A 24,868-nucleotide genomic window follows, 5' to 3' on the forward strand; every position below is an offset into this window, starting at 1 on the left:
GGCCAGATCCTCGGCAGGTTTCTGGTTCGAGTCCAGATGGGGGAGCAGGAAAAGGCCCCTGACCAGCAGTTCACGCTGCACGGTCAGGGGCCCTTTTCGTACCACCACCCCCGAACTCGCAACTAAGTCTCGAGAAAGCCGCGTCACGTCCGATCGCGGCGTCATCCTGAGCCGGCTTGCCGAGCCCGGCCATCACCGCTCCGTGGACGACCCGTGCGATACACCCGCCCTCGAGCCATGTACTTGCTCTGAGTCATGGCCGGATCGGCGTGCTGCAGGACGTAAGCGGTGGCCCTCGCGGACCACGCAGGAAGCCGTACAGTCGAGCGTCCAAACAGCAGAAAGCTGCGTGTGAGGCAGCCGAAACTCACGGACGTACTGGAACGCCCGCTTAGTGTGGGCCGCGTGACCGACGAGTTCGCCGCTGGTTCAACGGGTCTGGTACGAGGCCGATACCGCGGACCCAGGGCATCTCGACCGGCTCAGGCGGGCGTTCATCAGCATCGACACGCTTGTCCCGTCGGTCATTGTCGACTACTGCCACGACTGCACCGGCTCGATAGCCGATGGCGAGTTCCTCGACCGCTATCTGCGGATGCTCGCGGAGGACGGACAGGAGTGAGCGCCGTCACCTACTGCGGTGGTCAGGTCGGACGTCGAGTGGGCTGGAAAAGCCCTCCACCAGCGCAAGCTCGTGGAGGGCTTTTCGGTTTTCCCGAATCCTCGGGGGAATCCGCTCCTTTGCCGTCAGGAGTCAAGGGCGGCAGCGATCTTCCCCGCCATCGCCGTGACGGCGGGAGTCGGCGCCGCCTTGCCGGAACGCGTGGCGGCCTCGATGGCGACCAGGACGGTGTCGCGGAAGTTGGCCGCCTCACCGGGCTGGGCGGCCAAGCACGTCATGGCTGCGGTGAGCGCGGGCAGGACGTGATCGGCGAGCTCGGCGGCGGTCTTGCCCGGGAGCCGGATGTCGCGGGATTTGGCGGCGAGAATATGTCCGGTGAGTCCGGTCGCGGAGCTGAGGGCGGTGGTGCCCTGCGAGACGGCCTTGTGCGGGGCGCCGGCGGCAGCGAGGAGCGAGACGGCGCCGTAGGCGGCGGTGCGGATGGTGGCCTTGTCCTGGTCGGACAGGGCGATGGTGGTGGTCATGTCGTGTTCCTCGTTTCGGTAGGGGCCCTGGGGTTTCGGGGCCGTTTCGTTCGATGAACACACTTTCTCCGGTCGCGCTGACACGGACCTGACGCCGTCCTGACAGCCTCGCTGACGTGGCAGACGGCACAATGCCCCACGTGTGGCCGAACGCCTGCGGCGCGCCGGTGGGCGTTCGCACTGTCAGCGTCCGTTGCCGCCTTCGAGTTCCCGGATCCGTTTCGCGGCCTCGGCGAGCCGCTGCTTCCTGGACTCGGCATCGGACTTCTTCAGGTCCTCGTAGACCTTCTCGTCGGTATCGCTGAACCGCAGGATCATCCTCGGGATGCTCAGGGTGACGATCAGCGACGGCCAGACGATCCAGGCGTAGTCCCAGCCCACAATTACCTGCAGGACGAGGAAGCTGATCAGCGTGATGCCGACGATGATCCAGTCGAGCGATTCGATGGTGTTGCCGCGGGCACGGAGGGCGGACAGTTCGGCCGCAGCGGTAGAAGCAGCGACCTTGTCGCCTCCGGGTACGGCATGGTCATCGGAGAAAGGAACCTTCACCACCTGACCGTCGACGCGGCTCAGCGGCGCGCCGCCGGGAAGGCCGGCGAACACGTCGGCCAGGGCGCCGAAGGTGCGAGCGGTCGCGGCGGCGCCCGAACGGTCGTAGAACTCGGCGGTGTCCAATCGCCCATCGGCGTAGTGCTTGCCGAGCGCGTCGAGGGCGTGCGTCCGTTCGTCTTCGCTGAGGAGCAGATCATCGGCGGGATCGGGATTCGAGGTCATGGCATCGACACTTCCTTACCGGCGCTGAGAACTGTCACCGAGTCCAGTGTCGCACCCGAGCACGTTGCCCGGTCGGCGATCGAGCGCCATGGGGCCCCGCCGCGGGCTGTTCTTCGCTCTAGTCGTGTGGCCACCAGATCGTGGCGGCGATCACCAGTAGCGGCAGGCCGATCGCGATGGCGTATCCGGTGGGGACGGTCCATTCGCTCACACCGGTGTCGCCGTGATGGACCAGCGGGCGAATGACAAGCGCGGGCATACCGTTTCCACGTCCGCGATGTGCATGAGCGCGTCCAGCTCGAGGACACCGATGTGGTCTGGTGCAGGCAGGATGACCGCCTCGGCGCTGGTATTTCGCGCCTGGTCCGTCAATGGAAGGACCGATACATCGGCAGGCCAGACCAGCCGATACCCCAGCTTTCGGGCCAGCCGCTGCATTTGTGCTGCATGCCAGTCCGGCGCGCTGCTGCGCTCGTAGTCGATCCATCCCAGAGCTATCGGCTTCACTCGTGAACCACCCCTTGATCGAGTTTTGGCGGTGCCCCGCCGCCCGGGATTCATGGTCGACCGGGCGGCGCGGCCTGGAGTGAGCCTCGCGTTGATCACGGGGACGGCGGAACCTCGTACGTTTCCCACTTCAGGACGTCCTGATGGGTGTACAACGTCCCTATGGCGAATGAGCGGTTGCGCGCCGCGATGGCCGCGCGGGGATGGACTCACGGACGTTTGGCTGAAGCGACCGGTGTGGACCCAAAATCGGTGGAGCGCTGGGTAAATCTAGGTCGAGTCCCCCGGCGGCGTACCGCAATTCATGCTGCGGAGTGTCTTGGTGAGGACGTCAATGCCCTGTGGCCCGCGCTCCGGCAGGCACGTACAGCACGGGCCGTCAGCCCCGAACTAGTTGCCCTCTACGATCAGCGGCCCGACGTTCCGCCGTCGGTTTTCGTCGACGTGTTCGCGGCTGCGCGCCACCATATCGACGTCTTGGTCTACGCGGCGGTCTTCTTGCACGAGGCGTATCCCCGGCTCAATGACCTGTTGATAGAACGGGCGGGCGCGGGCTGTTCGATACGGATAGCCGTAGGTGACGCGGACAGTGCCAACGTCCGGCAACGAGGCGACGAGGAGAAATTCGGGCACGGCATCGAATCGCGTTGCCGCCTGGCCTTGCTGCACTACCGACCGCTGCAAGCCACACCCGGCATCGAGCTACGGACTCATGCCACCACGCTCTACAACAGCATTTTTCGTGCCGATGAGGAAATGCTCGTCAATGCCCACATATGGGGAATGAACGCTTACCGTGCGCCGGTCTGGCATCTGCGCCGCACCACGGATGGTGGTCTATTCGACACGTATACCGACAGTTTCGAGGCGGTCTGGCAAACCGGCCGACCGGTGGAAGGGTGAGCCGATGACGCGCACCGAATACTACGACGACCCATCCGCACCCGAGCCGAACAGTCTCGTCGTCGCCGCTTCCGCTGTCGTGTGCGACGAAAAGGGGCGCATCCTGCTGCAGCGCCGCGCCGACAGCGGACTCTGGGCATTGCCCGGTGGTGCGATGGAGATGACCGACAGCCTTCCTGGCTGTGCTGTACGAGAGGTCAAGGAGGAGACGGGGCTCGATATCGAAATCACCGGGCTCGTCGGCACTTACACCGATCCGCGCCACATCATCGCCTATAGCGACGGCGAGGTGCGGCGCCAGTTCAATGTGTGCTTCCTCGCGCGAGTAGTCGGCGGCGAGCTAGCCATATCCGACGAGTCCACCGAACTTCGGTTCGTCGATCCGACGGAGCTGGACAACCTGGACATGCATCACACGCAGCGACTCAGACTGTCCCACTACCTGGAGGGGCGACCGGGCCCCTACCTCGGCTGAGAGCCCAGACGGGAACGAAGGCGCCACCAGCGCCAAGCGGTGGGGCCTTCGTCGGAATCTCTACAGCGCCAGCAGAGCCCTCCTCCCGACGTGCGAATCAGCCAGTGGGCGAACGGCTATGCGCATCAGGGCCACGGCGTTGTCGTCGCCGGCGATGCGGTTGGAGCGCACGGCTCCGCAGGCGAGGCAGTGGTGGATGAGTGCCCATTCGCCGCTGTCGCGGACCGAGACGCTGATCGCGAGCATTCGTCCTCGGCACGACTCCGCTCGGTCGCCCGGTCGGCGGCTGTCGACGTGCCTGCTGGTCAGGCATTGCGGGCAGTGGTTGCGGTGGGCGGTGCCGGGGGCCAGTAGGGGTACGTCGAACCTGCAGTGCAGGCAGCGGAAAGTGCCGGTCGGGGATCCGGTGGCGGTCGCGTGCAGGACGTCCTTGGTGCGTTGCCGACGGCGTGGGGTGGCGTTTCTTCGCGGCATCATCGAGGTCCTCACAGCTCGCTGAACACTTCGAGCGGGAAGGGTGGTTCGGCGAGGGGCCGCACTGCCAGGCGCATCAGGATCAACTGATTGTCATCGGTGGAAACCTGGTGCAGTGACAGTTCGCCGCAGCGGACGCATCGGTGCACGAGGGCCCACCGTCCGGTGCGCAGCGCCGCGATCGACAGCGGAGTCATGCGGCCGCCACATTCGGAGTGACCGCGTTCGCGCTGATCGACGGTGTGCCTGGAGCACAGGCAACTCGGGCAGTGGTTGCGCCTGCTGTCGTCGGGCGCGAGTTCGGCGACGACTAGCCCGCAGGCGAGGCAGGTGAAGGTGCCGGTCCGTTGTGCTGGACTCGGCGTGGGCGAGGTGGTGTCGGACACCCGGAAGCTCCTGACTGAGACGAGAAAAGTAACAGCGAGAGCCGGCCGAGTGCGCCTCGACGATGGCGCGTTACCGAGCAGGCCGGGCCTGGCCGATATGCGCGACGGTCATTCGGTGAGGCGCCCTCGGCGCCATCCGGGGAGTAAACATGCACCATCCTTCGGTCGGAAGTTCCTGTTCAACGGGTCGATCGAGCACTGTAGGCCGGGGTGTCGAGTGCACGCCAGTGGATTTCCGCCCAGGGCGGCCGGGTCGGCACACTCCGCGAGTACGTCGTTACGGGATCAGGACCATCTCCGGGTGCAGCAAGCTGGACGGCAGCCGGGCGAGATCGTGGTGCCGACCGAGCGTCGTATCGAAGAAGCTGCGCAGATAATCACGTTGCACCGCGAGCGACCTGTGCGGATCGATGGTGCCGACGGCCTGCGACGCGGCGGCGGAGGGGATGAGGCCGGCGGTGACGAGAGGTGCGGCGATCAACGCGGTGTCGCAGAACGACATGTGTTGTGCGTTGTCGAGCATGAAGTTGAGCCTCGGCCCGGGGGCGGTGGCCCAGAACTGTTGCCAGCTCGGGACTTCGGCACGGCCGGAACGCTCGCGGCTGATGAGCAGGAACGGCCGGTCCAGGCCCTCGGTCACCACCGAACCCCACAGCCGGCCGTCCAGGTTCGCCGCCGCCGCGATCCGCCGGTCGTCGTGCATCGCCTGGGCCGCGGTGGCGCCACCCAAGGAATGCCCGAACATCCCGATCTTCGACAGGTCGAGTGCCTCGGCGAGATTCGCGGGCAGCGGTTGCCGACGCGCGTCCGGGTTCCTGCCTGCGGCGATGTCGGCGAGCCGGTCGAGCACGAACCGCGTATCGGAAACCCGCGTCGTCATCGCGAGCGTCCCCTGGGCCTCGACTTCACCGGGACCGGGCGCCTGCGGCAGGACACTGCGCTCGACACGTCCGCCCGGAAATTCCGTCGCCGAGGCTTCGTACGTGTGGCTCATGGTCACCACGACGAATCCGTGACTAGCGAGGTCTTCGACGTGAGCGGTACTCAGCTCACGTGGCATGCCCATGCCTGGGGAGAACACGATGATCGGCCGGGCCCCACGAGAAGTCGCCGCGGGCGCGCCGATATGACCATGGCTGGGTTCCAGCCTCAGCCGGCCAGCCGTCCCCGGCGCGATCCGCGCAAGGCTGTGAGCATAAATGTCGACCAGAGCGGGGGACATCCATGACCGCGCAGCAGCTCCGGCGACGTCGGCGGCGGGATACCAGATGCTGACCATCAACTCGCGCGGCACAGCCGGTTCATACGGATCGCGCCGCGCGGTATCCACCAGGTGCAGGTCCACCACGCCGATGGATTCGGTGCCAGAGGGTTCCGGCAGCGTGACGAGCACCGGTCGGCGCGTTTCAGGTTCGGCGTGTGCGACGACGTCGACCGTGCTCAATCCCAAGAGAACAAGGATCGACACGATTCGAAATACGAGCACCCGCAAGACTTTCACTCCCCACACATCGACACCGCAACCGTCGGTCCGCTTCAGCTTAGAAGATCGGCGCGCGTCGGGCTCGGCGTCTACGCGGCCATGGGATGACCTGGTGAATGTTTGTGTTCGCAATTCGGCGGGTAACAAATTGTGATGATGGCGAGGCAGAGTTGTGGTTCAGCTGCCGGTCTTCGGGATCGGCGGATCCTCCGCGAGCGCCGGGGTGTGGTGGTGTCCCCGAGGGTGGGGAGCTTCCGGTGGATATAACGAGCGCGATCGTGGTGCTGGTGGTGCCCAGCGTTCTGCTCATCATCGTGGCGTTGACCATGCGTCATTTCGACGCGAGATAGTCCCTCTCGGGCCGGTATCGCCCAGCGCCGGAACCGGCCGCTACAGCGAAAGGTGCGCAGCATGGATCCTGGTTCCGAATCCACACCGATAGCCGCCGCGGCGGTCAGCCTGGGGTTGCCGGCCGGTCCGGACGCGGCAGCGACATTGCAGACGATCGCCGAAACCGTCGCGGTCACAGAGGCTTTCGAGCATGACGACGTCGACGCCATCGGGCTCGTTGTCAACGAGATGACTACGGGGCTTATCGACAATGCGGATGAGGACGCCGTGGTGCGTTGCGAAATCACTTCCAGTGCAAGAGTTGTGCATGTGCAGCTCGGCGCCGCCACCCGCACCGCACCGCCGGGCGATGCCCACGATCTCGATTGGCAGGTCGTCTATGCGCTCGCGCCGTCGGCGACCGTGCGCACTCGGCCCAGCAGCGCCGGCGACGGCTGCTGGACCGAGATGCAGTTCCGCTGGGACCGCGGCCGGTGCGGCACCCGCGGCGCCCACGCGCTCCGTGGTCTCGATGGATTCAGTTCGTCGGCGGCATGAGCACCGCGTCGATCAGGTAGACCGTCGCGTTGCGGGTCTGTACGCCGCCGCAGATCACCGCGGCCTCGCCGACCTCGATGCCCTCACCGGATCGGGTCACGGTGACCTCGGCTCCCTGCACGGTCTTATGGGTTCCGGCGATCTCGTCGGGGCCCAGGCGTCCCGGCACCGCATGGTAGGTGAGCACCGTGGCCAGCAGTTGGGCGTCGGTCTTCAACGCCTCGAGCGTGGCCGGATCGACTGCCGCGAACGCCTCGTCGACTGGGGCGAAGATGGTGAACTCCCCGGAGTTGAGCGTGTCGACCAGGTTGACCTGCGGATTCAGTTGGCCGGACACTGCCGCCGTGAGCTGGGTGAGCAGCGGGTTGTTCGCGGCGGCCACGCCGACCGGTTCGGCCGCCATGCCCTCGACCGAGCCCGGCCCGCTCGGCACCTGCTCGGCGTAGGCCGCACAGCCCGGCCCCACCAGATCGGCGGCGGGACCGCCGGCCGGCATCGACGTCTCCGGTGCCATGGTCGTGGCCATCGCTTCCGTCGTCGCGGCCGGTGACGAGGAGTCCGATTCGTCATCGGTGCATCCGGCGGCCGTGACGGCGAAGGCGAGCAGAACGGTCGCCACTGCGGCTCTGGTTGTTCTCATGTCGTTCACCAACTTTCCTCGGGCGGCGGGTGACCGTCGCACTTGCCGATGTCTCACATGCCCGCGCACTCCGCGATCGGCGCGGGATAACGCGCGGGGTCGATGCCGTGCCGCCAGGGTCGATGGATCGCGGCGCCGGGCAGCTCGGCCAGTTCGGGAATCCAGCGCCGCACGTAGTCGCCGCCGGGATCGAAGCGGGCGGCCTGGCGCAGCGGATTGAGGACGCGATTGGGGCGGGTGTCGGTGCCCGTACCCGCGGCCCACTGCCAGTTGAGCTGATTGTTGGCCAAGTCCCCGTCGACGAGCCAGTGCAGGAAATGGCGGGCGCCGATCCGCCAATCGATGCGCAAGGACTTGGTGAGGAAACTGGCGGCGATCAGCCGCGCACGGCCCGGCATCCAGCCTTCGGCGCGTAACTGACGCATCCCGGCATCGACGATCGGCAGTCCGGTGCGTCCCTGCTGCCAGGCCTCGACGGCGTGCGGGTCGGTGCGCCAGGTGATCCGCCGCGGCCGGTAGTCGGACCAGGCGGCGTCGGGGCGAGCGGCGAGCACCTGATGGTGGAAGTCGCGCCAGGCCAGTTGCCGGGCGAACGCGTGCCCGCCGCCGGAATCCGGATCCACCGCGGCGAGCACCTGTGCCGGCGACAGGCAGCCGAAATGCAGGTAGGGCGACAGATGTGAGGTGGCGTCGGCGTCGAGGGCGTCGCTGAGCCGGTCGTAGTCGTGTATGCCGTGGGAAACCCACTGGCGCAGCAGCTTTCGCCCAGTGGATTCGCCGCCCACGGATAGGTGTGGCGATCCGGGACCATCACACAGATCGGCCGCGTCAGGTAGCGGATCGGTCGGCACCGGGAAAGTGCCGAGTTTTCTGGGGGCGGGGATAGGGTCGCGTCGATGAGTCTCGGTCCACCGCCGGAAATACGGGGTGAAGACCGCGAAATGATCACCGCCGCCGGATGGTCGCAGCGCGGCGGGATCGACCGCCGTAATGGTTTCCCCATGCAGATGCAGCCTGCATTCGGTGAGTTCCGCGCGCAGGCGACGTGCCCGGCGCGCGCTGTAGGCGCTCACATCGGCTGCCAGATGCACATCGGTAGCGCCGGCCTCGCGAGCCAGCCGCGCGGTCTCCGTCACGGTGTCGCCCCTGCGGAGCACCAAATGACTACCGCGACGGTGCAATTCGTCATCGAGTTCGGCCAGCGCGGCAAGCAGGAAACGAATCCGGTTGGGGGCGCCGAAACGGGTGAGGATGGCGTCGTCGGCGACGAACAGCGGAATCACCGGTGACCCGTGATCGGACGCAGCGGCCAAGACCGGATTGTCGTGGATCCGCAGATCGCGGGTGAACAGCGCGATCGAGGGAGCCGAGGATGCGGTCATCGTGTACACAGCGGCGCGATATCGCCGATGCCGCCGGTGGTGGGTGAGGTCAGGTAGACGCAGGGGCTCTGGCCGACGGCCGTGATGGCGGCGCGCACATCGTCCCAGGTCGCGGGGTCCAGCTGTGGTGCGCGGGCCAGGACGAAGCCCGACAGCCGGGTCGGGTCGGTCACCAGGGCCCACGAATAGTCCGGCCCCAAGGCCGTGACGATGTAGTTGGTCGGCCCGCTCGGCTGGTCCTGACCGGGCGCACCTGGGAAGCTGACGTGCAACTGGGCGCGGGTCCGCGGGTCGTTCACCGTCGCGGTGCCCTGGATCTGGTTCAGCTCGCCGGTCCACGTCACGCATGAGTTGCGGACGGCGATGTCGCCTCGCTCGGTCAGAGCGTATTCGGCTGTCGTATCGCGGGCGCAAGAGAGGTTGAAAATCTGTGGTACCGCGGCCAATTGGCGCCAAGTGCCGAGATAGCGCTGGACGTCGAGTTCGGCGACCGGACGCGGTGGCGCGAGCGGGCCGGGCTGCGGATCGGCCCCGGCCGGCGGCGCCATCAGGACCGCCACGGCGGCGATACCTGCTGCAATCGCGGCTCGCCTGGACGTGCTGAGTGATCTCATCGGACGCTCCTCAGGTCTCGGTGACCGCACCAACGGTAGCATAAAACGATGCAGAAACGATGCAATATTGGGTCGCGTTCCGGAGGCGCCCCGGTGAACCAGGCAGAATGACACCATGCTCGCCGGGTCCTCCTCTCCGCCCGACGCGTCGGGATACCCGGTGCGTGTCGTCGCCGAGCGCCTCGGCATCCCCACCGCGACCCTGCGCAGCTGGAATCAGCGCTACGGCATCGGCCCGGCCCGCGAACCCGGACGTCATCGCCTCTACACCGAGGCCGATATCGCCGTCGTGCGGCGGATGCTGGAGCTGGTGCGTGCCGGTGCCAGCCCGGCGAGCGCGGCCGCCGCGGTCACCAGCCGGCCGGCCGCGCCCGCGCACGGCGACTGGGTGACGCTGCTGGCGGCGGCGTTCGAGCTGGACACCCAGACCATGGCCGAACAGCTGGGCGCGCACCTGCACACCTATGGCGTCATCGATACCTGGGAGTCGCTGTGCCGCCCGGCATTCGCGCGGATCGTCGAGCGGCAACTGGGCGGTGAGGGCTGCGTCGATGTCGAACATCTGCTGTCCTGGTCGATCACCGCCGCGTTGCACAGCTACCGGCCGCCGACGGCGCCAGCCAACTCGCGGTCGGCGGTGCTGGCATGCACCAGCGGGGAAACCCACGTGCTCGCACTGGAAGCCTTGCGGGCCGCGCTCGCCGAACGGGGAGTGAGCGTCTGGATGCTCGGCGCCAATGTCCCCACCGCCGCGCTCTCCGACACGCTCGCGCGTACCGATCGCACCCCGGTGGTGGTGCTGTGGTCTCAGCAGGAATCCACCGCGCTGATCTCGGCGATCCGCGCCGGACAGGCCGCGGGTGCCCGGGTGCTGGTGGGCGGGCCGGGCTGGGAATCGGTGATCCTGCCGGCCTCGACCATCAGCCTGACCGGGCTCGCCGATGCGGTGGACCGGGTGATCGGCGCTGGCGACTGACCGCCGTTCGCATCGTTTGTGCCTCGAAATGCGCTAGCGTGGAGCGCACCTGCGGTTGAGCCGCAGATCGCCGTCCGGCGCTGTGCCGGCGCCGATTCTGAGAAGGTGGTCGGGTGGACATCTGGAACCGGTATGCCTCGGTGGTGAGTTCTCGCCGGTCGTGGTGGGTGCTGATCGTGCTCGCCATCGCCGCGATCGGCGTCATCGGCGCGGTCGGGGAGAACGAGTCCGCGGGCGAGGCGCCGAACTCGCTGCCCGACGGTAATCAGTCCGCACAGATCGAACAGGCGCTGGCGCAGTTCCCCGATGCCGGCTCGGCCGCGGCGGTCATCGTGGTCTCCCGTGACGACGGCGCCGCGCTGACCGACGCCGATCTGGCGGCGGCTCGCGACGCAGTGGCCCGGGCCGGCGCGGGCGAACCCGGCGAGATCCACCTGGTCACCGCGCCGGACGGTGCCGCGGCCATCGGCCAGGTCCCGGTCTCCACTGAGCTCAGCGGGTTCGCACTCACCGACGAGATCGACCGGCTCCGCACGGTTTCCACGACCGGCCTGCCCGAGGAGCTACAACTCCAGGTGACCGGCGGGCCGGCCTTCGGCGCCGATATCGCCGACTCGTTCTCCGGCGCGAATGCCACTCTGCTGGCGGTCACCGCCGCCGTCGTGGCGATCTTGCTGATCGTCACGTACCGGTCGCCGGTGCTGTGGCTGATCCCGCTGTTCATCGTCGGTCTCGCCGACCGGGTCGCCACCAGCGTCGGCACCGGACTGGCCGCGCTGACCGAGCTCAGCTTCGACGGCTCCACCTCGGGCATCACCAGCGTGCTGGTCTTCGGTGCGGGCACCAACTACGCGCTGCTGCTGGTGTCGCGGTATCGCGACGAATTACGGCGCGAATCCGACCACCGCAGCGCGCTGCACCGCGCCTGCCGCCGAGCCGGGCCCGCCATCCTCGCCAGCAACCTCACCGTCGTCTCCGCGCTGCTGATCCTGCTGCTGGCGTCGGTACCGAGCACCCGCAGCCTGGGCGCATCGGCTGCCGCCGGGTTGCTGGTCGTGGTGGTGTTCGTGCTGTTCGGCTTGCCTGCCGCGCTGGCGCTGTGCGGCCGGAAGGTGTTCTGGCCCTTCGTGCCCGAGGCGGGCGGACCCGATGTGACCGAGACCGGCGTCTGGCATGCGATCGCGACGCGAGTGGTCGAACGACGCGCCCTGGTGGCAACCAGCGCGACGGCCGCACTGGTGGTGTGCGCGGCCGGGTTGTTCACCGTCGACGTCGGGCTCTCGCAAACCGAACAGTTCCGGGTGCAGGCCGAATCGGTGGCCGGATTCGAGACCTTGGCCGCGCATTTCCCGGCGGGCACCGGCGATCCCGCGGTCGTGGTCGCGCGTTCGGTAGCGGCCCCGCAGGTGGAGCAAGCGCTGACCGACACGCCCGGCGTTCAGCGCGTCACCCGCACCGGCACTGCGGATTCCGGGCTGACGCGCTGGGCGGTGGTGATCGACGCGCCGCCGGAATCCGAACGCGCCTTCGCCCAGATCGAGTCGATGCGCGACCGGCTGGCCGCCATCCCGGACGCGGACGCCCTGGTCGGCGGCAGCGACGCGGAGGCCCTCGACACCCGCAACGCGGCGAGCCGGGACCGCGCGGTGATCATTCCGCTGATCTTGCTGGTCGTGCTGATCATCCTGATCGGGCTGCTGCGGGCGATCCCGGCAGCGCTGGTGCTGGTCACGGTGACGGTGCTGAGCGCGCTCGCGGCGCTGGGGCTCGGCAGCTGGGTCAGCGTGCACCTGTTCGGGTTCCCGGCCATCGACACCAATATTCCGCTGTTCGCCTTCCTGTTCCTGGTGGCGCTCGGCGTGGACTATTCGATCTTTCTGGTGGTCCGTGCGCGCGAGGAGACACCGGGCCACGGCACCACGCAGGGGATCGTGCGGGCGGTCGCCACGACCGGCACCGTCATCACCAGCGCGGGTTTGGTGCTGGCGGCGGTGTTCTGCGTGCTCGGTGTGCTGCCCCTGATCACCCTCACCCAGCTGGGAATTGTGGTGGGCCTCGGCATCCTGCTCGACACCTTCGTCGTGCGCACCGTCATCGTTCCGGCCGCCTTCGCCACCATCGGCGATCGCATCTGGTGGCCGAGCGTGCTCACCGGTGCGACGGCGGCCGAGGACGCCGGGTCCCGCGTCAGGACGTGACGTGCTCGAGCTCGGCGAGTCCGGCCTCGAGATGAGCCAGCAGCCGTTGCAGATGGGGCACGCTGCGGCGGCAGCCGACGATGCCGAAGTCGAGGTTGTCGGCATTGGAGGACAGCGTGATGTTGAGCGCCTGTCCGTCCAGCACAATCGACATCGGGTAGCTGCCGTCCATCCGCGCCCCGCAGTAGTACATCGGCTGCTGCGGGCCGGGCACATTGGAGATGACGATGTTGAACGGCGGACGGGTCATCGAGACGAAACCCGGCAGGCTCGCCAGCCCGAGCGGCGACACCATCACCGCCGACACCGCCAAGGCCTGAATTCTCGGCATCTCCGCGAACAGCCGTTTGCCTTCGCGCATCGACGCACTGATGATCTCCAGGCGCTCGGCCGCGTCGGACACGTGAGTCGCCAGGTTGCAAAGGATCGTGCCGACGATGTTGCCGCCGCTGTCGGCCTCGCTCTCGGTCCGCAGCGACACCGGAACCATGGCGATCAGCGGGGTATCGGGAAGTGCGTTGTGTTCCAGCAGATATGAGCGCAGCGCGGCCGAACACATCGCCAGCACAACATCATTGACGGTGGCGCCGGTCGCGCCCTTGACCGCGCGGATGCGCTCCAGCGGCCAGGATTGCGCCGCGCAGCGCCGGGCTCCGCCGATGCGCACATTGAAAATGGTGTCCGGCGCGCTGAACGGGAGCGTGAGCTGCTGTTCGGCCAGTGCCGAACGGATCAGCGACACCGTCGACGGCGCCAGCTTGCCGAGGGACCGCGCGAAATCGGCGGTGCGGGAACGCTCGCCGCCCGCACCGGATCGAGTGCGCTTGGGCAGATTCCAGGGTGCCCGCAGGTCGGTGTCGAAGGGGTCGGTGGTCAGGGTGCGCCGCAACAGGCGCTGGGCCGCGACACCGTCGATCAAGGCGTGGTGCACCTTGGTGTAGACGGCGAATCGGCCGTCGTCGAGCCCTTCGATGAGGTGCTGTTCCCACAGCGGACGGTGCCGGTCGAGCAGTCCGCTGTGCAGGCGTGAGGTCATCGCCAGCAGTTCCCGGACCCGGCCCGGCGTGGCGAGCGCGGCCCGTTGCACGTGGTAGTCGAGGTCGACCTCGTCGTCGTAGGTCCAGGTGAGATTCGAGATGCCGCCGAGGATTCGACCGGGCCGCTTACGGAAGGTCGGTTCGGTCACCGCCGATTCGAGCAGCTGCTGATGGACCGACCGCGCGAACTCCGGTCCGGCGCCCTCGGGCGGTTCGAACAGCTGCAGCGATCCCACGTGCATGGGATGCTCGCGCGATTCGTTCAGCAGGAAGATCGCGTCGGTCGGTGAAATCAGGTCGATCATGGTCTCCTCGGTGCGTCCTGGCCGGCGCGGATGCCCGGATCAGCCCGCTTTCGCCTGCCGGGCCCGGTCCTCGGCCGGCGTGGCCGCCGCCCGCACGATGGGGGTGAGCAGCCGCGCCAGAATCAGCTGGTCGCGCGGGAGCTTGGCGGCCTCGGGCAGCCAGTTGTGCACGAAACCCACCGCCAGTTCGTTGTCGGGGTCCACCCAGCCACCGGAACCGGCCAGCCCGACATGCCCGAATCCGCGCGGCGCACCGGGGATCGGCAGTGAGTGGTAGCCGAGGCGCCAGCCCATCGGCAGCAGCAGGTTGCGGTCGGGCAGATAGGTCTGGACCCGGGCCGCTGCGCGCACCCGTCGCCGCGACAGCAGCGCGTTGTCGGTGGCGAGGATGTTGTAGACGGCCGCCAGCGCGCGTGCGGTGAACACGCCGTTCGCGGCGGGCATCTCGGTGCGCAGAATGGGCGCCTGCGGACCGGCCGCGAGGTTGGCGATCCCGGCGGCGTAGATCGACCGGATGAACCCGGTGCCCGGCCCGATCAGCCGGGTCGTGGTACGCAAGACCTGCTCGGCGTACCAGATCCCCAGCGGAAGCGAGGATCCCGACAGCGTCGCCACGGTGACGTCGCTGCCGGCCGGCGGTGTGCCCAGGTAGAGGCCGTCGATACCGAGCGGTTCGGCCAGCTCGGATCGGTACAGCTCGGCCATGCCCTTGCCGGTCACCGCGCGCGCGATGCCCGCGGCCAGCCAGCCGTAGGTGATCGCGTGGTAGGCGGGCACGCCACGGAAGCGGTCCGGCGCCGCGGCGGCGAGCCGGTCCTCCATCGCGAGATAGTCGAGCATCTCGGTGGTGTGGCGGGCCAGCGGCGCGATGCGGGACAGCCCGGCGCGATGGCTGAGCACCTCGGCGACGGTGATGGATTTCTTTCCCTTGGCCGCGAATTCGGGCCAGTACTCGGCGACCGGGGCGTGATAGTCGATCAGGCCCCGTGCGGCCAGCCGGTGCATGACCGTCGCGGTGACGCCCTTGCTGGTGGACCACGACACCGCACCGGTGTTCTTCTGCCATTCGGTGCCATCGGCGTCGGCGGTGCCGGTCCAGATGTCCACCACCGGAATTCCACGGTGGTACACCGCGAGCGCACCGCCACCGCGCCCGCCGGCGAAGAACCGCGCGAAAGCACTGACTGCCCTGCGGTAACCGGGAGCGGCCCCGCCGTGGATCGTGGCACCACCGGAGGTGGGTCGAATGGGTTCGAGCATGGTCGTGATCCTCCGTGTCGTACCGGTGCACACAGCCCGCGTGCGGACCGGTACCCATCCACGATACTGGCCGCCTCGCCGGTGGTGCAGCACGCGGGCGGGGCGGGGCGGTGACGTCCGGATGCCAGTTCTATTACGACCGGGCGGGCCCGGCGCCGAATGCGTGCCCTCGGCGGCCTCGGGCGGTAGGGTCTGGTCCGCCTCAGATCGACCGCGAGGTCGATGACCGACGACCAGACAGGGGAGTCCCGGGTGATTGCCATGGACCAGAGTTTGCGGACCGAACAGCGTGGTGACGGCACCTGGCGAGCCTGGTACGTGGACTCGGAGTGGATGGCGGACGGGTTCTCCCAGCAGGAAGCGGTCGCGGCGGCCCAGCGGCTGCGCCGTGATGACAGCGGAGCCTGATCCGGCACACCCAATTTTTTGGTTAGATCGCCAGCGGTTGATCCGCTGACGCTGTGAGTGTGTCCAGACTGCGTCGCAGCGCCCCGAACTCCCGTGCGTGCCCGGTTATCTTCGGCCGGAAGACTGCACGGCGAGAGGCGTATCCGGATGACGACTGGCACCGAAACCAAGCTGGACCGACTGCGCGAGGTGCTGGCCACCGCGGCGGAACCGGCGGGTGCGGCGGGGATCGCCAAACGTGCGCAGAAGGGCATCCCCAGCGCCCGGGAACGGGTGCAGTCGCTGCTCGATCCGGGGACCTTCACCGAGATCGGCGGGCTGGTGCGCAATCCGCGCGACCCCGACGCCATGTACGGCGACGGCGTGGTGACCGGCCACGGACGCATCGACGGCAGGCCCGTGGTGGTGATCGCCCACGACCAGACCGTGTACGGCGGTTCGGTCGGTGAGATGTTCGGGCGCAAGCTCACCCACATCCTGCGTTTCGCCTACGAGAAGGCCTGCCCGGTGGTCACCATCAACGACTCCGGTGGCGCCCGCATCCAGGACGCCGTCGCGTCGCTGGCCTGGTTCGCGCATATGAGCCGCTGCCAGGAGCGGCTGTCCGGTTTCGTGCCGCAGGTGTCGATCATGCTGGGCAAATGCGCGGCCGGCGCGGTGTACGGGCCGATCAATACCGATGTGCTGGTGGCGACCGGGAAGGCGCATATGTTCGTCACCGGTCCCGAGGTGATCAAGGCCGTGACCGGTGAGGACGTCACGGCCGAGGAACTCGGTGGCGCCGAGGTGCAGGCCCGCAACGGCGTGATCCACCAGGTGTGTGAGACCGAGCAGGACGCCTTCGACTGGGCGCGGAAGTATCTGAGCTATCTGCCGTCGAGCTGTGTGGAGCAGCCGCCGGTCGTCAATCCCGGGCTCGAACCCGAGATCACCGCCTACGACCTCGAATTGGAGTCGATCATTCCCGACTCCGATCGCGAGGGCTACGACATGCACGAGATCTTGCTGCGGATCTTCGACGACGGCGATTTCCACGAGATCCGCGCGGCGCACGCCCCGAACCTGATCACCGGCTTCGCCCGCATCGACGGCCGCCCGGTCGGTGTGCTGGCCAATCAGCCGCTGGTGCTCGGCGGCGCCTTGGACGCGAACTGTTCGGACAAGGCCACCTACTTCATCCGGCTCTGTGATGCCTTTGGGCTGCCGCTGATCTTCGTGGTGGATACCCCGGGCATCCTGCCGGGTGCGGAGGAGGAACGCAACGGCGTCATCATCCGGGGTGGGCGGGTGCCGCGCGCGATCATCGAGGCGACGGTGCCGATCATCAATCTGGTGGTGCGCAAGGTCTACGGCGGCGCCTACGGGTTCATGGCCTGCAAGCAGCTCGGTGCCGATATCAGCTTCGCCTGGCCGACTGCCCGCATCGCGGTGATCGGTGCCGAGGGCGCCGTCGATATCGCCGGCCGCCGTCAATTGCAGCAGGTGCCGCCCGAACAGCGGGCCGCGGTGCGCGAGTTCATGATCGAGCAGTACAACGCCACCGTCGCGACACCGTGGGTGGCGGCCGAACGCGGCTACATCGACGCCGTCATCGAACCGTCCACCACCCGCCTCGAACTGCGGCACGCCCTGCGCCTGCTGCGCGACAAGGGCGCCACGGTGGAATTCAATCCGCGCAAGCACAGCTTGTATCCCATGTGAGCCCGGCCGGTTCACGGCAGTTCAGGACGGTCACCCATGGCTGGTTTCCGGCGATATTCGGTTACGGTCGGCGCGGCGGTGATATGCGTTGTGGCCGTGGGTCCTTCGACAGCCGCGGCCGTTCCGCTCGATCCGATTGCGGTGTTGTGCACGGGCAGCGCGGACGGCTCCGGTGGGACCTGTGGGCAATGGACCGGGTCTAGTCATTACAAGACCGGCGCTCAGATACGTTTGCCGGTCGATGAGGTTCCCTCACGGCGCCACAGCCTGCCGTGATTGTGTTGTAGCGGCAGGTTCCGGGGCGCCGGGACCTTGTGGACGCCAGTGGGTTTCGTCGACTGCGTACCGCCGTCACCGTCAGCGGACGTCTCGTCGCTTACCGCCGATAATTCGATCATCGGCAAGTCGTTGCTGCCGGAGCCGGCCCCTGCGATCTTCCGCGAGAGACCCGATGAGCCGCCCGCTCGGCCTTCTCCTGCACCGTGGCGACATCGTCAACCAGCACATTCACCTGCCCGACCTTGCCGACGCTTCCCCTTGCCGAACGCCCCCGGACATGGGTATGCCCACCGAGCGGGCAGGGCCTGAGCCGCTCGATGGGCATCCGCCGGGCCGTCGCACGAACCGGCGCGGGTCACCGGTTAGGTGCGCGGGCGCGGCGGCCGGGCACCCACCGGACCGGCGGAGTCGGTGTCGATCCGGTCCGGTGGGTGCCGGTCTAGTGGCGGGTCAGAGTTGTCCGCCGCCGCCGATGAGCCAGGGGTTGAAGGTGCATTGCAGTTGCGGGAACTGCACCGGATCCAACGCGTTCAACGCGATGGACAGTGCCCGCGGCGAGTACATCATCGTCAAGTGGTCGGAGATGTCTTGTTCGCAGCCGTCTTGCAGGGTGATATTGCGGACCGTGGCCCCCGGTCCCGGCTTCAGGAACGTCAGATCATAGGGATTGGTGATCTCGTCATAGCGGGTGCCGACGATCGTGTAATCCACCCCCGGGACGGTGTCGCCATTGGCGTTGAGTTGGTTGACGAAGTCCGAGCCGATGGTCTGCTGGATCCCGGCATGCCCGACGAAGATCTCGATGAACCCGAGAATATCGATGCCCAGGTTGTTGATCGCGCGACCCAGGGCGCCGATGCCGTCGAGGCTGGTGCCGTGATGGGTGGCGCCGTAAGTGATCAGGTTCTTCACCTTCGCCGCACCCCCTTCGAACTTGGTGTACCAGTTCGACATCGACCCACCCTGCGAATGCGCCACGATATCGACCTCACTGGCGCCGGTCGCCGCCAACACCCGGTCGACGAACACCGCCAGTTGTTTGGCCGAGTCCTGGATGTAGCCGGTGCCCATCACCCCGGGCAGCACCGACCCCAACCCGCCACCCTCGAGCAGATTCGAGCGCCCGTAGTTGAAGGTGAAGGTGCAGAACCCGGCATCCTTGATCGGCTGACCCATATAGGCGAACCCGTTGTAGGCGTTCATCCAGGTGCCGTGGATCAACAACACCGGCCGCGGATGCTCCGCCGTCGGCTTGCAATTCCAGTCATTGGCGCCCGGCGGGGCCGCATCACCATTGGCCAGGCCGTAGGCGAACGCCGCCAACCACGACGTCTGCGAAGGCCCGTAACCGATGGTGTCGGAGGCATACCCACCCGACGACCCCGAACTACTACCCGAACCCCCGTAGCAATCACCGGACCCGTTACCCGAGCCGGCGCCGCTACCGGAATCACACGCCGACCCCGAACTCGACCCCGAATCGGCCACCGGCCCCGCCACCGACCGCCCCGCCGCAATATAGTCGGCCAGATCCTGCTCCGTCGGCGCGGCCGCGGCCTGCCCACCCACCGTGGACAACGCGAGCACCGCCGCACTCGCCACCACCACCGAACGCAACAACCGGCGAGAGGTACTTCGTCTCATAACGTGCCTTCCTGAGCTACAAACGTTCCAGTGATGACGCCACCGCGAATTCGGCGGCACCAAAACTGCGCCAACGGTATTTGCGGAAACGGTGCGGTCTCAGGCGGAACGTCGGTGTCTGGAAACTTCACGAAAAACGGTCACGGGTATTCGGCACGATGGACAGTCGATGCGGCCGGTTCTCGCTTTCCGGGCGTGAGAATGTCGTGCTACCAGCACTTCTGGTTGTGATCACAGGTTACGCGGCGGCGCGGTACCCGGCCGGAGGCCGGGCTCGGTAATCAATGTGTGCCGGACCAATTCTCGCTCGGGCGCGGCTGTGAGCTGTCCAATTGCGTATCCGCAGTGATGTTTTCCGGATGTCGCTGTGGATACGGTAATCATCCCCGTAGGAATCGGTCAGGAGGTCGATCCCGGATGTATCTCGCGAGCATATTCGTGACCTGGCTGACCTTCGTCGCCCTCGGCACCACCTCGCTCTGGGTGGTCTGGGCGGCACCCGGATCCACCCGCGTCAAAGTACAACGCTCCCTCGGCCCGCTGTGCCTGCTGAGCGTTGTGGTGATGCTGATATGGATGCAATTCGCGGCCGGTTGGTGAATAGCCACCTCCCGGCACCGCGTCAGGACGCCAACCCGCGCAACTGCTCCAGCAACCCGACGACCTGCTGAATGGTGTCGAGGTTCTGCAACGGCTCCGGAATGCGCCGCCGCAACCGCTCCCAGCGGGTGGTGGCGGCCGGGATATCCGGCTCCGGGTCGGCCAGGTCGCTGAGGACATCGTCCACATCGGCCGCCGAATCCGGCGCCGAGTCGAGCTGCGAGCGAAGCCGGCCGAGCTCAACGCGCAGATTGGCGAGCAGCGCCGCGAGCTGGTCGGTGTCGGCCCCGCCCGACAGATCGACCGGGCCGTTGATCTGCCCGTTGTTCCCGGAACCGCCGATATTGCCCGCGGCGACCCGGCCGCCGGTGATGTGGACCGAGGGGGCGGAGTTCGAATCCGGCACGGCTGCCTCCTAGTTCGTTGCCGGGGTGCCGGCCTGCACCGACCCGGAATTGCCCATACCGCCGATGTTTCCGGCGATGACGTTCGAGTTGTTGATGACGGTCGAGTTGTTGATCTGCTTGACCATGTCGCTGAATCCCTTGGCGGCGATGCCCTTTTCCCGCAGGAACCGGTGCACGGAGTCGAGGACGCGCTGCTCCAGGATCTTCAGGTAACGGTCGCAGTCGGTCTCCTGGAACAGGTTGGCGAGTTCGCTGCCCGCCGCCAGTTCGCGAATGCTGGCCGCGGAGCCGAATACCTGCTCCGCCTCGGCCGGAGTGGTCCAGGTGCCGCCGCCGCGGCGGCGGGCGATCAGACCGCGGACCACATCGACGACGCGGCCGGGCACGGTGGTCGGTAGCAGCGCCAGATCCCCGGCTGCGGTCCACAGGGTGCGTAGTTCCAGCATGCTGGGCGGGGAATCGACGCGGCGGAACTCGGGCGCGATGGGCGCGAGCACGAATCCGTGCCACTCCAGCACCAGCATCCGCTCCTCGCAGCCGACGTGCAGAAAGCCCGACACCGCGAGTTGGCGGGCCCAGCCGTCCAACCGGAAGCAGCGGTAATAGCGCAGCCATTCCGGGGATTCGTTGGTCAGCGCCGTCCAGTCCTCGGCGTTCAGCTCCGGTTCGGCGCCGGCATCGAGCCGGCTCAGCAACGCCCGCGCGGACGGATTGTGCAGCAGATCGGCCGGTGACAGGAGCGCCCAGCTGGTCACCCCGAGGTCGGCGAAACGCCAGCCGGGGGTCAGCGTCGGCGCCCGGCGCAACGTCGTCAGATCCGCGGTGACGAAATCCTGGAGTTCGCGGGGTTCGAAGGTCGGTACCGGGGTGGCCCGCGCGCTCTCAGCCGAATCGGTTGTCGCTGAGCTCGCGTACAGCTCGAGTGCCGACGACCAGGAACGGACTCGGGCGCCGGCGCCGACGAACGGCCGGTGGCCGCGATAGACCACGATTTCGCCCGAACTGTCCTGTGCCCGCCGCAGCTGATCCTGACTGATGCGGCGCAGCCTGTCGGCATAGGGCGCGCTCGCGGTGATGGCGGCTTCGCGCGGCGGGGCATCGGGTTGGAACCGTCCGTAGCCGTACCAGGTAGAGGCGACCTGCCAGGGCAGATAGTGCCGCGCGATCAGCAGGCAGAGCATCACCGTCAGTAGGGCCAGGGTGATCAGCATGAAGACGGTGGCGAGGGCGGAGTCGGGTGGGGTGAGGATCGGCTCGCCGATCGACTCCAGCGCCAGGGACGGCAGCGCGGTCGACAGCGTGGTGATCACCGCCCAGGCCAGCGCGGTTACGCTCCACTGCCGGCGCCGATCGGCGAGGAACCAGTTGGCCTCGACTCGGCTCTGGGCCAACCGGGTCACGATCGCCGCGCACAGCCGCCAGCTGAGCCCGGAGACCAGCCAGGCGAGTACCAGCAGTGGCGAGAACACGAGGGTCAGGATCAGCAGGCCGACCAGCACGAGGTTGAGGGTGCGCCGGCGCCACTGCGCTGCCGTGGCTTCGCGCAGCACGGTGACCGCGTCGACGCCCGGCGATGGCGGGACCGCCCGTTTCGGCTCCGCCAGATATTCCTCGACCAACGCGTCGGCCAGCTCGTCGTCGAGGTGCACCGCGGCCGCCAGGTAGCGGGTGGGCTCGTCGGTCGATGCCGTCATCGTGGTCTCGGTACCGCGTGCCGACGGTGTGCCGTTCTGCTCATCCGAGCCCCCTGGAGAACGTGAAACGCTTGTGCCGCAGAGGTTATCAGCGCGCCGGGGAGACTATCTGCGGATTCGCCGAGGCCTCATGGCCCTCGGAGTGTCGTCCGGAGTGTCGGCCCATGCGATAGGTGCGTGCTGACGGACGCCGGTGCGACGGTGCGGCCGATGGCAGCGCTCGGCTGAACACGGCCCGGCGAGGCAGATGACGCCAACGGATCTGCGCGAACCCCTTGCAGCAAACTAGAACGCGTTCTAACTTTGAGGGTGCATCTGTCGACGACGCGGGCCCGGAAGGCGCATGAATGAACACTGATCCGCAGATCACCGAGGTCGATCTCCTCCATCGGGAGCCGTTGGCGGTCGATATGCTCATCCGCTCGCTCGAGCTGTACGCCGATCGGACCGCGGTGCATATCGGGGACGAGCAGCTGACCTATCGGCAGGTGCGCGAGCAGATCAGCAAGTTCGCGCAGGCCTACGCCTCGCTGGGGCTGGGTATCGGCAGCCCGGTGGCCATTCTGTCGGCCAATCGTCCCGAGGTGCTGTTCACCCAGGGCGCCAATGCGGTGACCGGTGTCCGCTTCGCCGCGCTGCACCCGATGGGTTCGCTCGACGATCACGCCTACGTGCTGCAAGACGCCGGCATCGAGACCCTCATCTACGACCCGGACAAGTACGAGGAACGCGCCGCCGCGCTGGCCGAGCGGGTTCCGGAGTTGAAGAACCTGCTGGCCTTCGGTCCGACCGAGGCGGGCACCGATCTGCTGGCCGCCGCCGACGCCTTCGAGCCGGGTCCGCTGGTGGCCCCCGACGTCGCGCCCGGCGACACCGTCAGCCTCGCCTACACCGGCGGCACCACCGGCAAATCCAAGGGCGTGATGCTCAGCTTCCGCGGTGGCGCGACGCTGCTGCGGATCCAGATGACCGAATGGCAGTGGCCGCAGGAGGTGCGGTTCCTGGTCTGCACGCCGCTCAGCCACGCCGGCGGAGCGTTCTGGAACCCGACCAGCCTGCAAGGCGGTTCCATCGTGGTGCTGCCCGGTTTCGATCCGGCGACCGTGCTGGCCACCATCGAGAAGTACCGCATCACCTCGACGATGCTGGTGCCGACCATGCTGTACGCCCTGCTCGACTACCCCGACCTGGACAAATACGATCTGTCGAGCCTGGAGACGGTCTTCTACGGCGCCTCGGCCATCTCGCCGACCCGGCTGGCCGAGGCGATCGAGAAGTTCGGCCCGATCTTCTTCCAGTTCTACGGCCAGGCCGAATGCCCGATGACGATCTCGGTGCTGCGCAAGGAAGACCACGACCTCGCCGTGCCGGAACGGCTGGCCAGCTGTGGCCGGCCGGTGCCGTGGCTGCATGTCGCGCTGCTCGACGACGCGGGCAACGAGGTCCCGGCCGGGGAGCCCGGCGAGATCTGTGTGCGCGGACCGCTGGTGATGAAGGGCTATCTGAACAAGCCCGAACAGACAGCCGAGGCCACCGAACACGACTGGCTGCACACCGGTGACATCGCCCGCCGCGACGCCGACGGCTACCTCTACATCGTCGACCGCAAGAAGGACATGATCGTCACCGGCGGCTTCAATGTCTTTCCGCGCGAAGTGGAGGACGTGCTGTCGGCGCACCCGGCCGTCAGCGCGGCGGCCGTCATCGGTGTGCCCGACGACAAGTGGGGCGAGGCCGTGAAGGCGGTGGTGGTGCTGCGTTCGGGCCGCGAGGTGGCGGTGGAGGAGTTGCAGGCGCTGGTGAAGGAACGCAAGGGCGCGGTCTACACGCCCAAGTCGATCGACTTCGCCGACAGCATTCCGCTCAGCCCGCTGGGCAAGCCCGACAAGAAAGCCCTGCGCGCGCAGTACTGGACCGACGGCGCCCGCCAGGTGAACTGAACCCTCGACGCAGCAGAGCCGGCCGACAAGTTCGGCCGGCTCTGTTGTTGTGTGGCAGGGAGATCCGTCAGGTGAGTCAGCGATCCGGCGGCCCGGCGAGGATCGCGGTGACCATATCGATCAGCTCTTCCATCACCTCGTCGGGCGAGAGCCGCGTGCCGCTGAGCGCGAGCATGTCGCGCAGTGCGTCGAGATCGCCGAGGGCCTGGAAGGTCAGGCTCATCGCCTGGGTCAGCCGGAATCGAATGGTCCGGGCGGGCACGCCGGGATAGATCGCCCCCAGCAGCGAGGTGAACCGGCGCGCCTGCGGTGCGAAACCCTCGGTGATCCGCGACAGCGCGGGATGACGGCTGCCGATGATGCCCGCGACGATGGTGACCCAGGCGGTGCCGCCCGCGGCGATCTGCTCGGCCACCGGACGCACGAACGCCTCGGCCAGCGTGCGCGCGCTCGGATCGCCGGAAGCCTCGATGCTGTCGAGCAATTCGGCGCGCCGCTGGGAGACCTGCCCGCCGCGCTGCTCGAGCAGGGCCTCGACCAGCGCGTCCTTGGACCCGAAGTGGTAGTGCACCGAGGCGACGTTCGCGCCGGCCGCCGACATCACCGCCCGCAACGACACCGCGTCGATCCCGCGCTCGGCGAACAGCCGTTCGGCGGCGAGGATCAGGCGCTGGTCGGTGGGCAGCGCGGTCTCGGGTTGCCCGGCCGGCGCGGTTTCCGTCGAAAGTCCTCGGCTCACGTGCG

At 67.7% G+C, this 24,868-nt stretch carries 24 protein-coding genes; 9 read left to right on the forward strand and 15 right to left on the reverse strand.

Translation table 11 applies throughout. From position 1 onward, the window contains the following. Positions 1-747 precede the first annotated feature (747 nt). The 3 genes from NOCYR_RS07950 to NOCYR_RS07960 all read right to left on the reverse strand — a co-directional run bounded on the left by NOCYR_RS07950 (position 748) and on the right by NOCYR_RS07960 (position 2,430). Positions 748-1,146 (reverse strand): hypothetical protein, encoded by a 399-nt coding sequence (locus NOCYR_RS07950; RefSeq protein WP_014349842.1) that lies wholly within the window; start codon positions 1,144-1,146, stop codon positions 748-750. Between the two features lie 183 nt (positions 1,147-1,329). After that, a complete protein-coding gene (locus NOCYR_RS07955; protein ID WP_014349843.1) occupies positions 1,330-1,923 on the reverse strand; it encodes a DUF1707 SHOCT-like domain-containing protein in 594 nt (197 codons plus the stop codon). A gap of 207 nt (positions 1,924-2,130) precedes the next feature. Continuing rightward, complete coding sequence (locus tag NOCYR_RS07960; RefSeq protein ID WP_048833162.1) at positions 2,131-2,430, reverse strand: hypothetical protein; 300 nt, start codon at positions 2,428-2,430, stop codon at positions 2,131-2,133. Positions 2,431-2,592: 162 nt separating this feature from the next. Between NOCYR_RS07960 and NOCYR_RS07965 the strand changes: the two genes are divergently transcribed. Then, a complete protein-coding gene (locus NOCYR_RS07965; protein ID WP_048833163.1) occupies positions 2,593-3,333 on the forward strand; it encodes a helix-turn-helix domain-containing protein in 741 nt (246 codons plus the stop codon). Positions 3,334-3,337: 4 nt separating this feature from the next. Next, complete coding sequence (locus NOCYR_RS07970) at positions 3,338-3,808, forward strand: NUDIX hydrolase (RefSeq protein ID WP_014349846.1); 471 nt, start codon at positions 3,338-3,340, stop codon at positions 3,806-3,808. A gap of 60 nt (positions 3,809-3,868) precedes the next feature. On the opposite strand, the gene NOCYR_RS07975 is transcribed toward NOCYR_RS07970, so the two are convergent. The 3 genes from NOCYR_RS07975 to NOCYR_RS07985 all read right to left on the reverse strand — a co-directional run bounded on the left by NOCYR_RS07975 (position 3,869) and on the right by NOCYR_RS07985 (position 6,169). Next, positions 3,869-4,282 carry an RNHCP domain-containing protein gene (locus NOCYR_RS07975; protein ID WP_048833999.1) on the reverse strand — a complete coding sequence of 138 codons (414 nt, stop codon included), beginning with the start codon at positions 4,280-4,282 and terminating at the stop codon, positions 3,869-3,871. A gap of 11 nt (positions 4,283-4,293) precedes the next feature. After that, positions 4,294-4,668 (reverse strand): RNHCP domain-containing protein, encoded by a 375-nt coding sequence (locus NOCYR_RS07980; protein WP_048833164.1) that lies wholly within the window; start codon positions 4,666-4,668, stop codon positions 4,294-4,296. Between the two features lie 277 nt (positions 4,669-4,945). After that, complete coding sequence (locus tag NOCYR_RS07985; RefSeq protein WP_148280567.1) at positions 4,946-6,169, reverse strand: alpha/beta hydrolase family protein; 1,224 nt, start codon at positions 6,167-6,169, stop codon at positions 4,946-4,948. 393 nt (positions 6,170-6,562) lie between these two features. On the opposite strand from NOCYR_RS07985, the gene NOCYR_RS07990 reads away from it, so the two are divergent. Continuing rightward, complete coding sequence (locus NOCYR_RS07990) at positions 6,563-7,039, forward strand: hypothetical protein (protein WP_048833166.1); 477 nt, start codon at positions 6,563-6,565, stop codon at positions 7,037-7,039. Here NOCYR_RS07990 and NOCYR_RS07995 read toward each other — a convergent pair. The 3 genes from NOCYR_RS07995 to NOCYR_RS08005 are packed head-to-tail and all read right to left on the reverse strand — an operon-like array spanning position 7,020 to position 9,675. Continuing rightward, the gene (locus tag NOCYR_RS07995; protein WP_048834000.1) at positions 7,020-7,679 is read right to left on the reverse strand and encodes a fasciclin domain-containing protein; all 660 of its coding nucleotides are present in this window, start codon (positions 7,677-7,679) and stop codon (positions 7,020-7,022) included. The two genes, NOCYR_RS07990 and NOCYR_RS07995, sit on opposite strands and share 20 nt — an antisense overlap. Before the next feature lie 53 nt (positions 7,680-7,732). Next, on the reverse strand, positions 7,733-9,061 hold the full coding sequence (locus NOCYR_RS08000; protein WP_014349852.1) for a cryptochrome/photolyase family protein: 1,329 nt from the start codon (positions 9,059-9,061) through the stop codon (positions 7,733-7,735). After that, positions 9,058-9,675, reverse strand: coding sequence for a lipocalin family protein (locus NOCYR_RS08005; protein ID WP_048833167.1), 618 nt, complete (start codon positions 9,673-9,675; stop codon positions 9,058-9,060). The genes NOCYR_RS08000 and NOCYR_RS08005 overlap by 4 nt, the downstream gene beginning before the upstream one ends. A gap of 115 nt (positions 9,676-9,790) precedes the next feature. Between NOCYR_RS08005 and NOCYR_RS08010 the strand changes: the two genes are divergently transcribed. Beyond that, complete coding sequence (locus NOCYR_RS08010; protein WP_014349854.1) at positions 9,791-10,651, forward strand: MerR family transcriptional regulator; 861 nt, start codon at positions 9,791-9,793, stop codon at positions 10,649-10,651. Between the two features lie 113 nt (positions 10,652-10,764). Continuing rightward, positions 10,765-12,849 carry an MMPL family transporter gene (locus NOCYR_RS08015; RefSeq protein ID WP_014349855.1) on the forward strand — a complete coding sequence of 695 codons (2,085 nt, stop codon included), beginning with the start codon at positions 10,765-10,767 and terminating at the stop codon, positions 12,847-12,849. Here NOCYR_RS08015 and NOCYR_RS08020 read toward each other — a convergent pair. After that, on the reverse strand, positions 12,839-14,188 hold the full coding sequence (locus tag NOCYR_RS08020) for a WS/DGAT/MGAT family O-acyltransferase (protein WP_048834002.1): 1,350 nt from the start codon (positions 14,186-14,188) through the stop codon (positions 12,839-12,841). The genes NOCYR_RS08015 and NOCYR_RS08020 overlap by 11 nt on opposite strands. A gap of 42 nt (positions 14,189-14,230) precedes the next feature. Continuing rightward, positions 14,231-15,451, reverse strand: a complete 1,221-nt coding sequence (locus tag NOCYR_RS08025) for a serine hydrolase domain-containing protein (RefSeq protein WP_014349857.1) — start codon at positions 15,449-15,451, stop codon at positions 14,231-14,233. Between the two features lie 261 nt (positions 15,452-15,712). Between NOCYR_RS08025 and NOCYR_RS29670 the strand changes: the two genes are divergently transcribed. Both NOCYR_RS29670 and NOCYR_RS08035 read left to right on the forward strand, forming a co-directional pair. Continuing rightward, positions 15,713-15,859 carry a hypothetical protein gene (locus NOCYR_RS29670; RefSeq protein ID WP_158430142.1) on the forward strand — a complete coding sequence of 49 codons (147 nt, stop codon included), beginning with the start codon at positions 15,713-15,715 and terminating at the stop codon, positions 15,857-15,859. 147 nt (positions 15,860-16,006) lie between these two features. Beyond that, positions 16,007-17,560 (forward strand): acyl-CoA carboxylase subunit beta, encoded by a 1,554-nt coding sequence (locus NOCYR_RS08035; RefSeq protein WP_014349858.1) that lies wholly within the window; start codon positions 16,007-16,009, stop codon positions 17,558-17,560. A 729-nt stretch (positions 17,561-18,289) separates the two neighbouring features. On the opposite strand, the gene NOCYR_RS08040 is transcribed toward NOCYR_RS08035, so the two are convergent. Then, positions 18,290-19,483 carry an esterase/lipase family protein gene (locus tag NOCYR_RS08040; protein ID WP_048833169.1) on the reverse strand — a complete coding sequence of 398 codons (1,194 nt, stop codon included), beginning with the start codon at positions 19,481-19,483 and terminating at the stop codon, positions 18,290-18,292. Positions 19,484-19,900: 417 nt separating this feature from the next. Here NOCYR_RS08040 and NOCYR_RS08045 point away from each other — a divergent pair, with 417 nt between their 5' ends. Next, entirely contained in the window at positions 19,901-20,083 is a 183-nt protein-coding gene (locus NOCYR_RS08045) for a hypothetical protein (RefSeq protein WP_014349860.1), read from the forward strand. A gap of 22 nt (positions 20,084-20,105) precedes the next feature. On the opposite strand, the gene NOCYR_RS08050 is transcribed toward NOCYR_RS08045, so the two are convergent. Together NOCYR_RS08050 and NOCYR_RS08055 are read right to left on the reverse strand one after the other, a co-directional pair. Continuing rightward, the gene (locus NOCYR_RS08050; RefSeq protein ID WP_014349861.1) at positions 20,106-20,489 is read right to left on the reverse strand and encodes a hypothetical protein; all 384 of its coding nucleotides are present in this window, start codon (positions 20,487-20,489) and stop codon (positions 20,106-20,108) included. 9 nt (positions 20,490-20,498) lie between these two features. Continuing rightward, the gene (locus tag NOCYR_RS08055) at positions 20,499-22,184 is read right to left on the reverse strand and encodes a membrane protein (protein WP_014349862.1); all 1,686 of its coding nucleotides are present in this window, start codon (positions 22,182-22,184) and stop codon (positions 20,499-20,501) included. 347 nt (positions 22,185-22,531) lie between these two features. Between NOCYR_RS08055 and NOCYR_RS08060 the strand changes: the two genes are divergently transcribed. Next, positions 22,532-24,124: an AMP-binding protein gene (locus NOCYR_RS08060; protein WP_014349863.1), complete on the forward strand. Its 1,593-nt coding sequence runs from the start codon at positions 22,532-22,534 to the stop codon at positions 24,122-24,124. Positions 24,125-24,200: 76 nt separating this feature from the next. Here the strand turns inward: NOCYR_RS08060 and NOCYR_RS08065 are convergent, their stop codons facing one another. After that, entirely contained in the window at positions 24,201-24,863 is a 663-nt protein-coding gene (locus NOCYR_RS08065) for a TetR/AcrR family transcriptional regulator (RefSeq protein WP_014349864.1), read from the reverse strand. Positions 24,864-24,868 lie beyond the last annotated feature (5 nt).

It is taken from the genome of Nocardia cyriacigeorgica GUH-2, assembly GCF_000284035.1.
GTDB lineage: Bacteria > Actinomycetota > Actinomycetes > Mycobacteriales > Mycobacteriaceae > Nocardia > Nocardia cyriacigeorgica_B.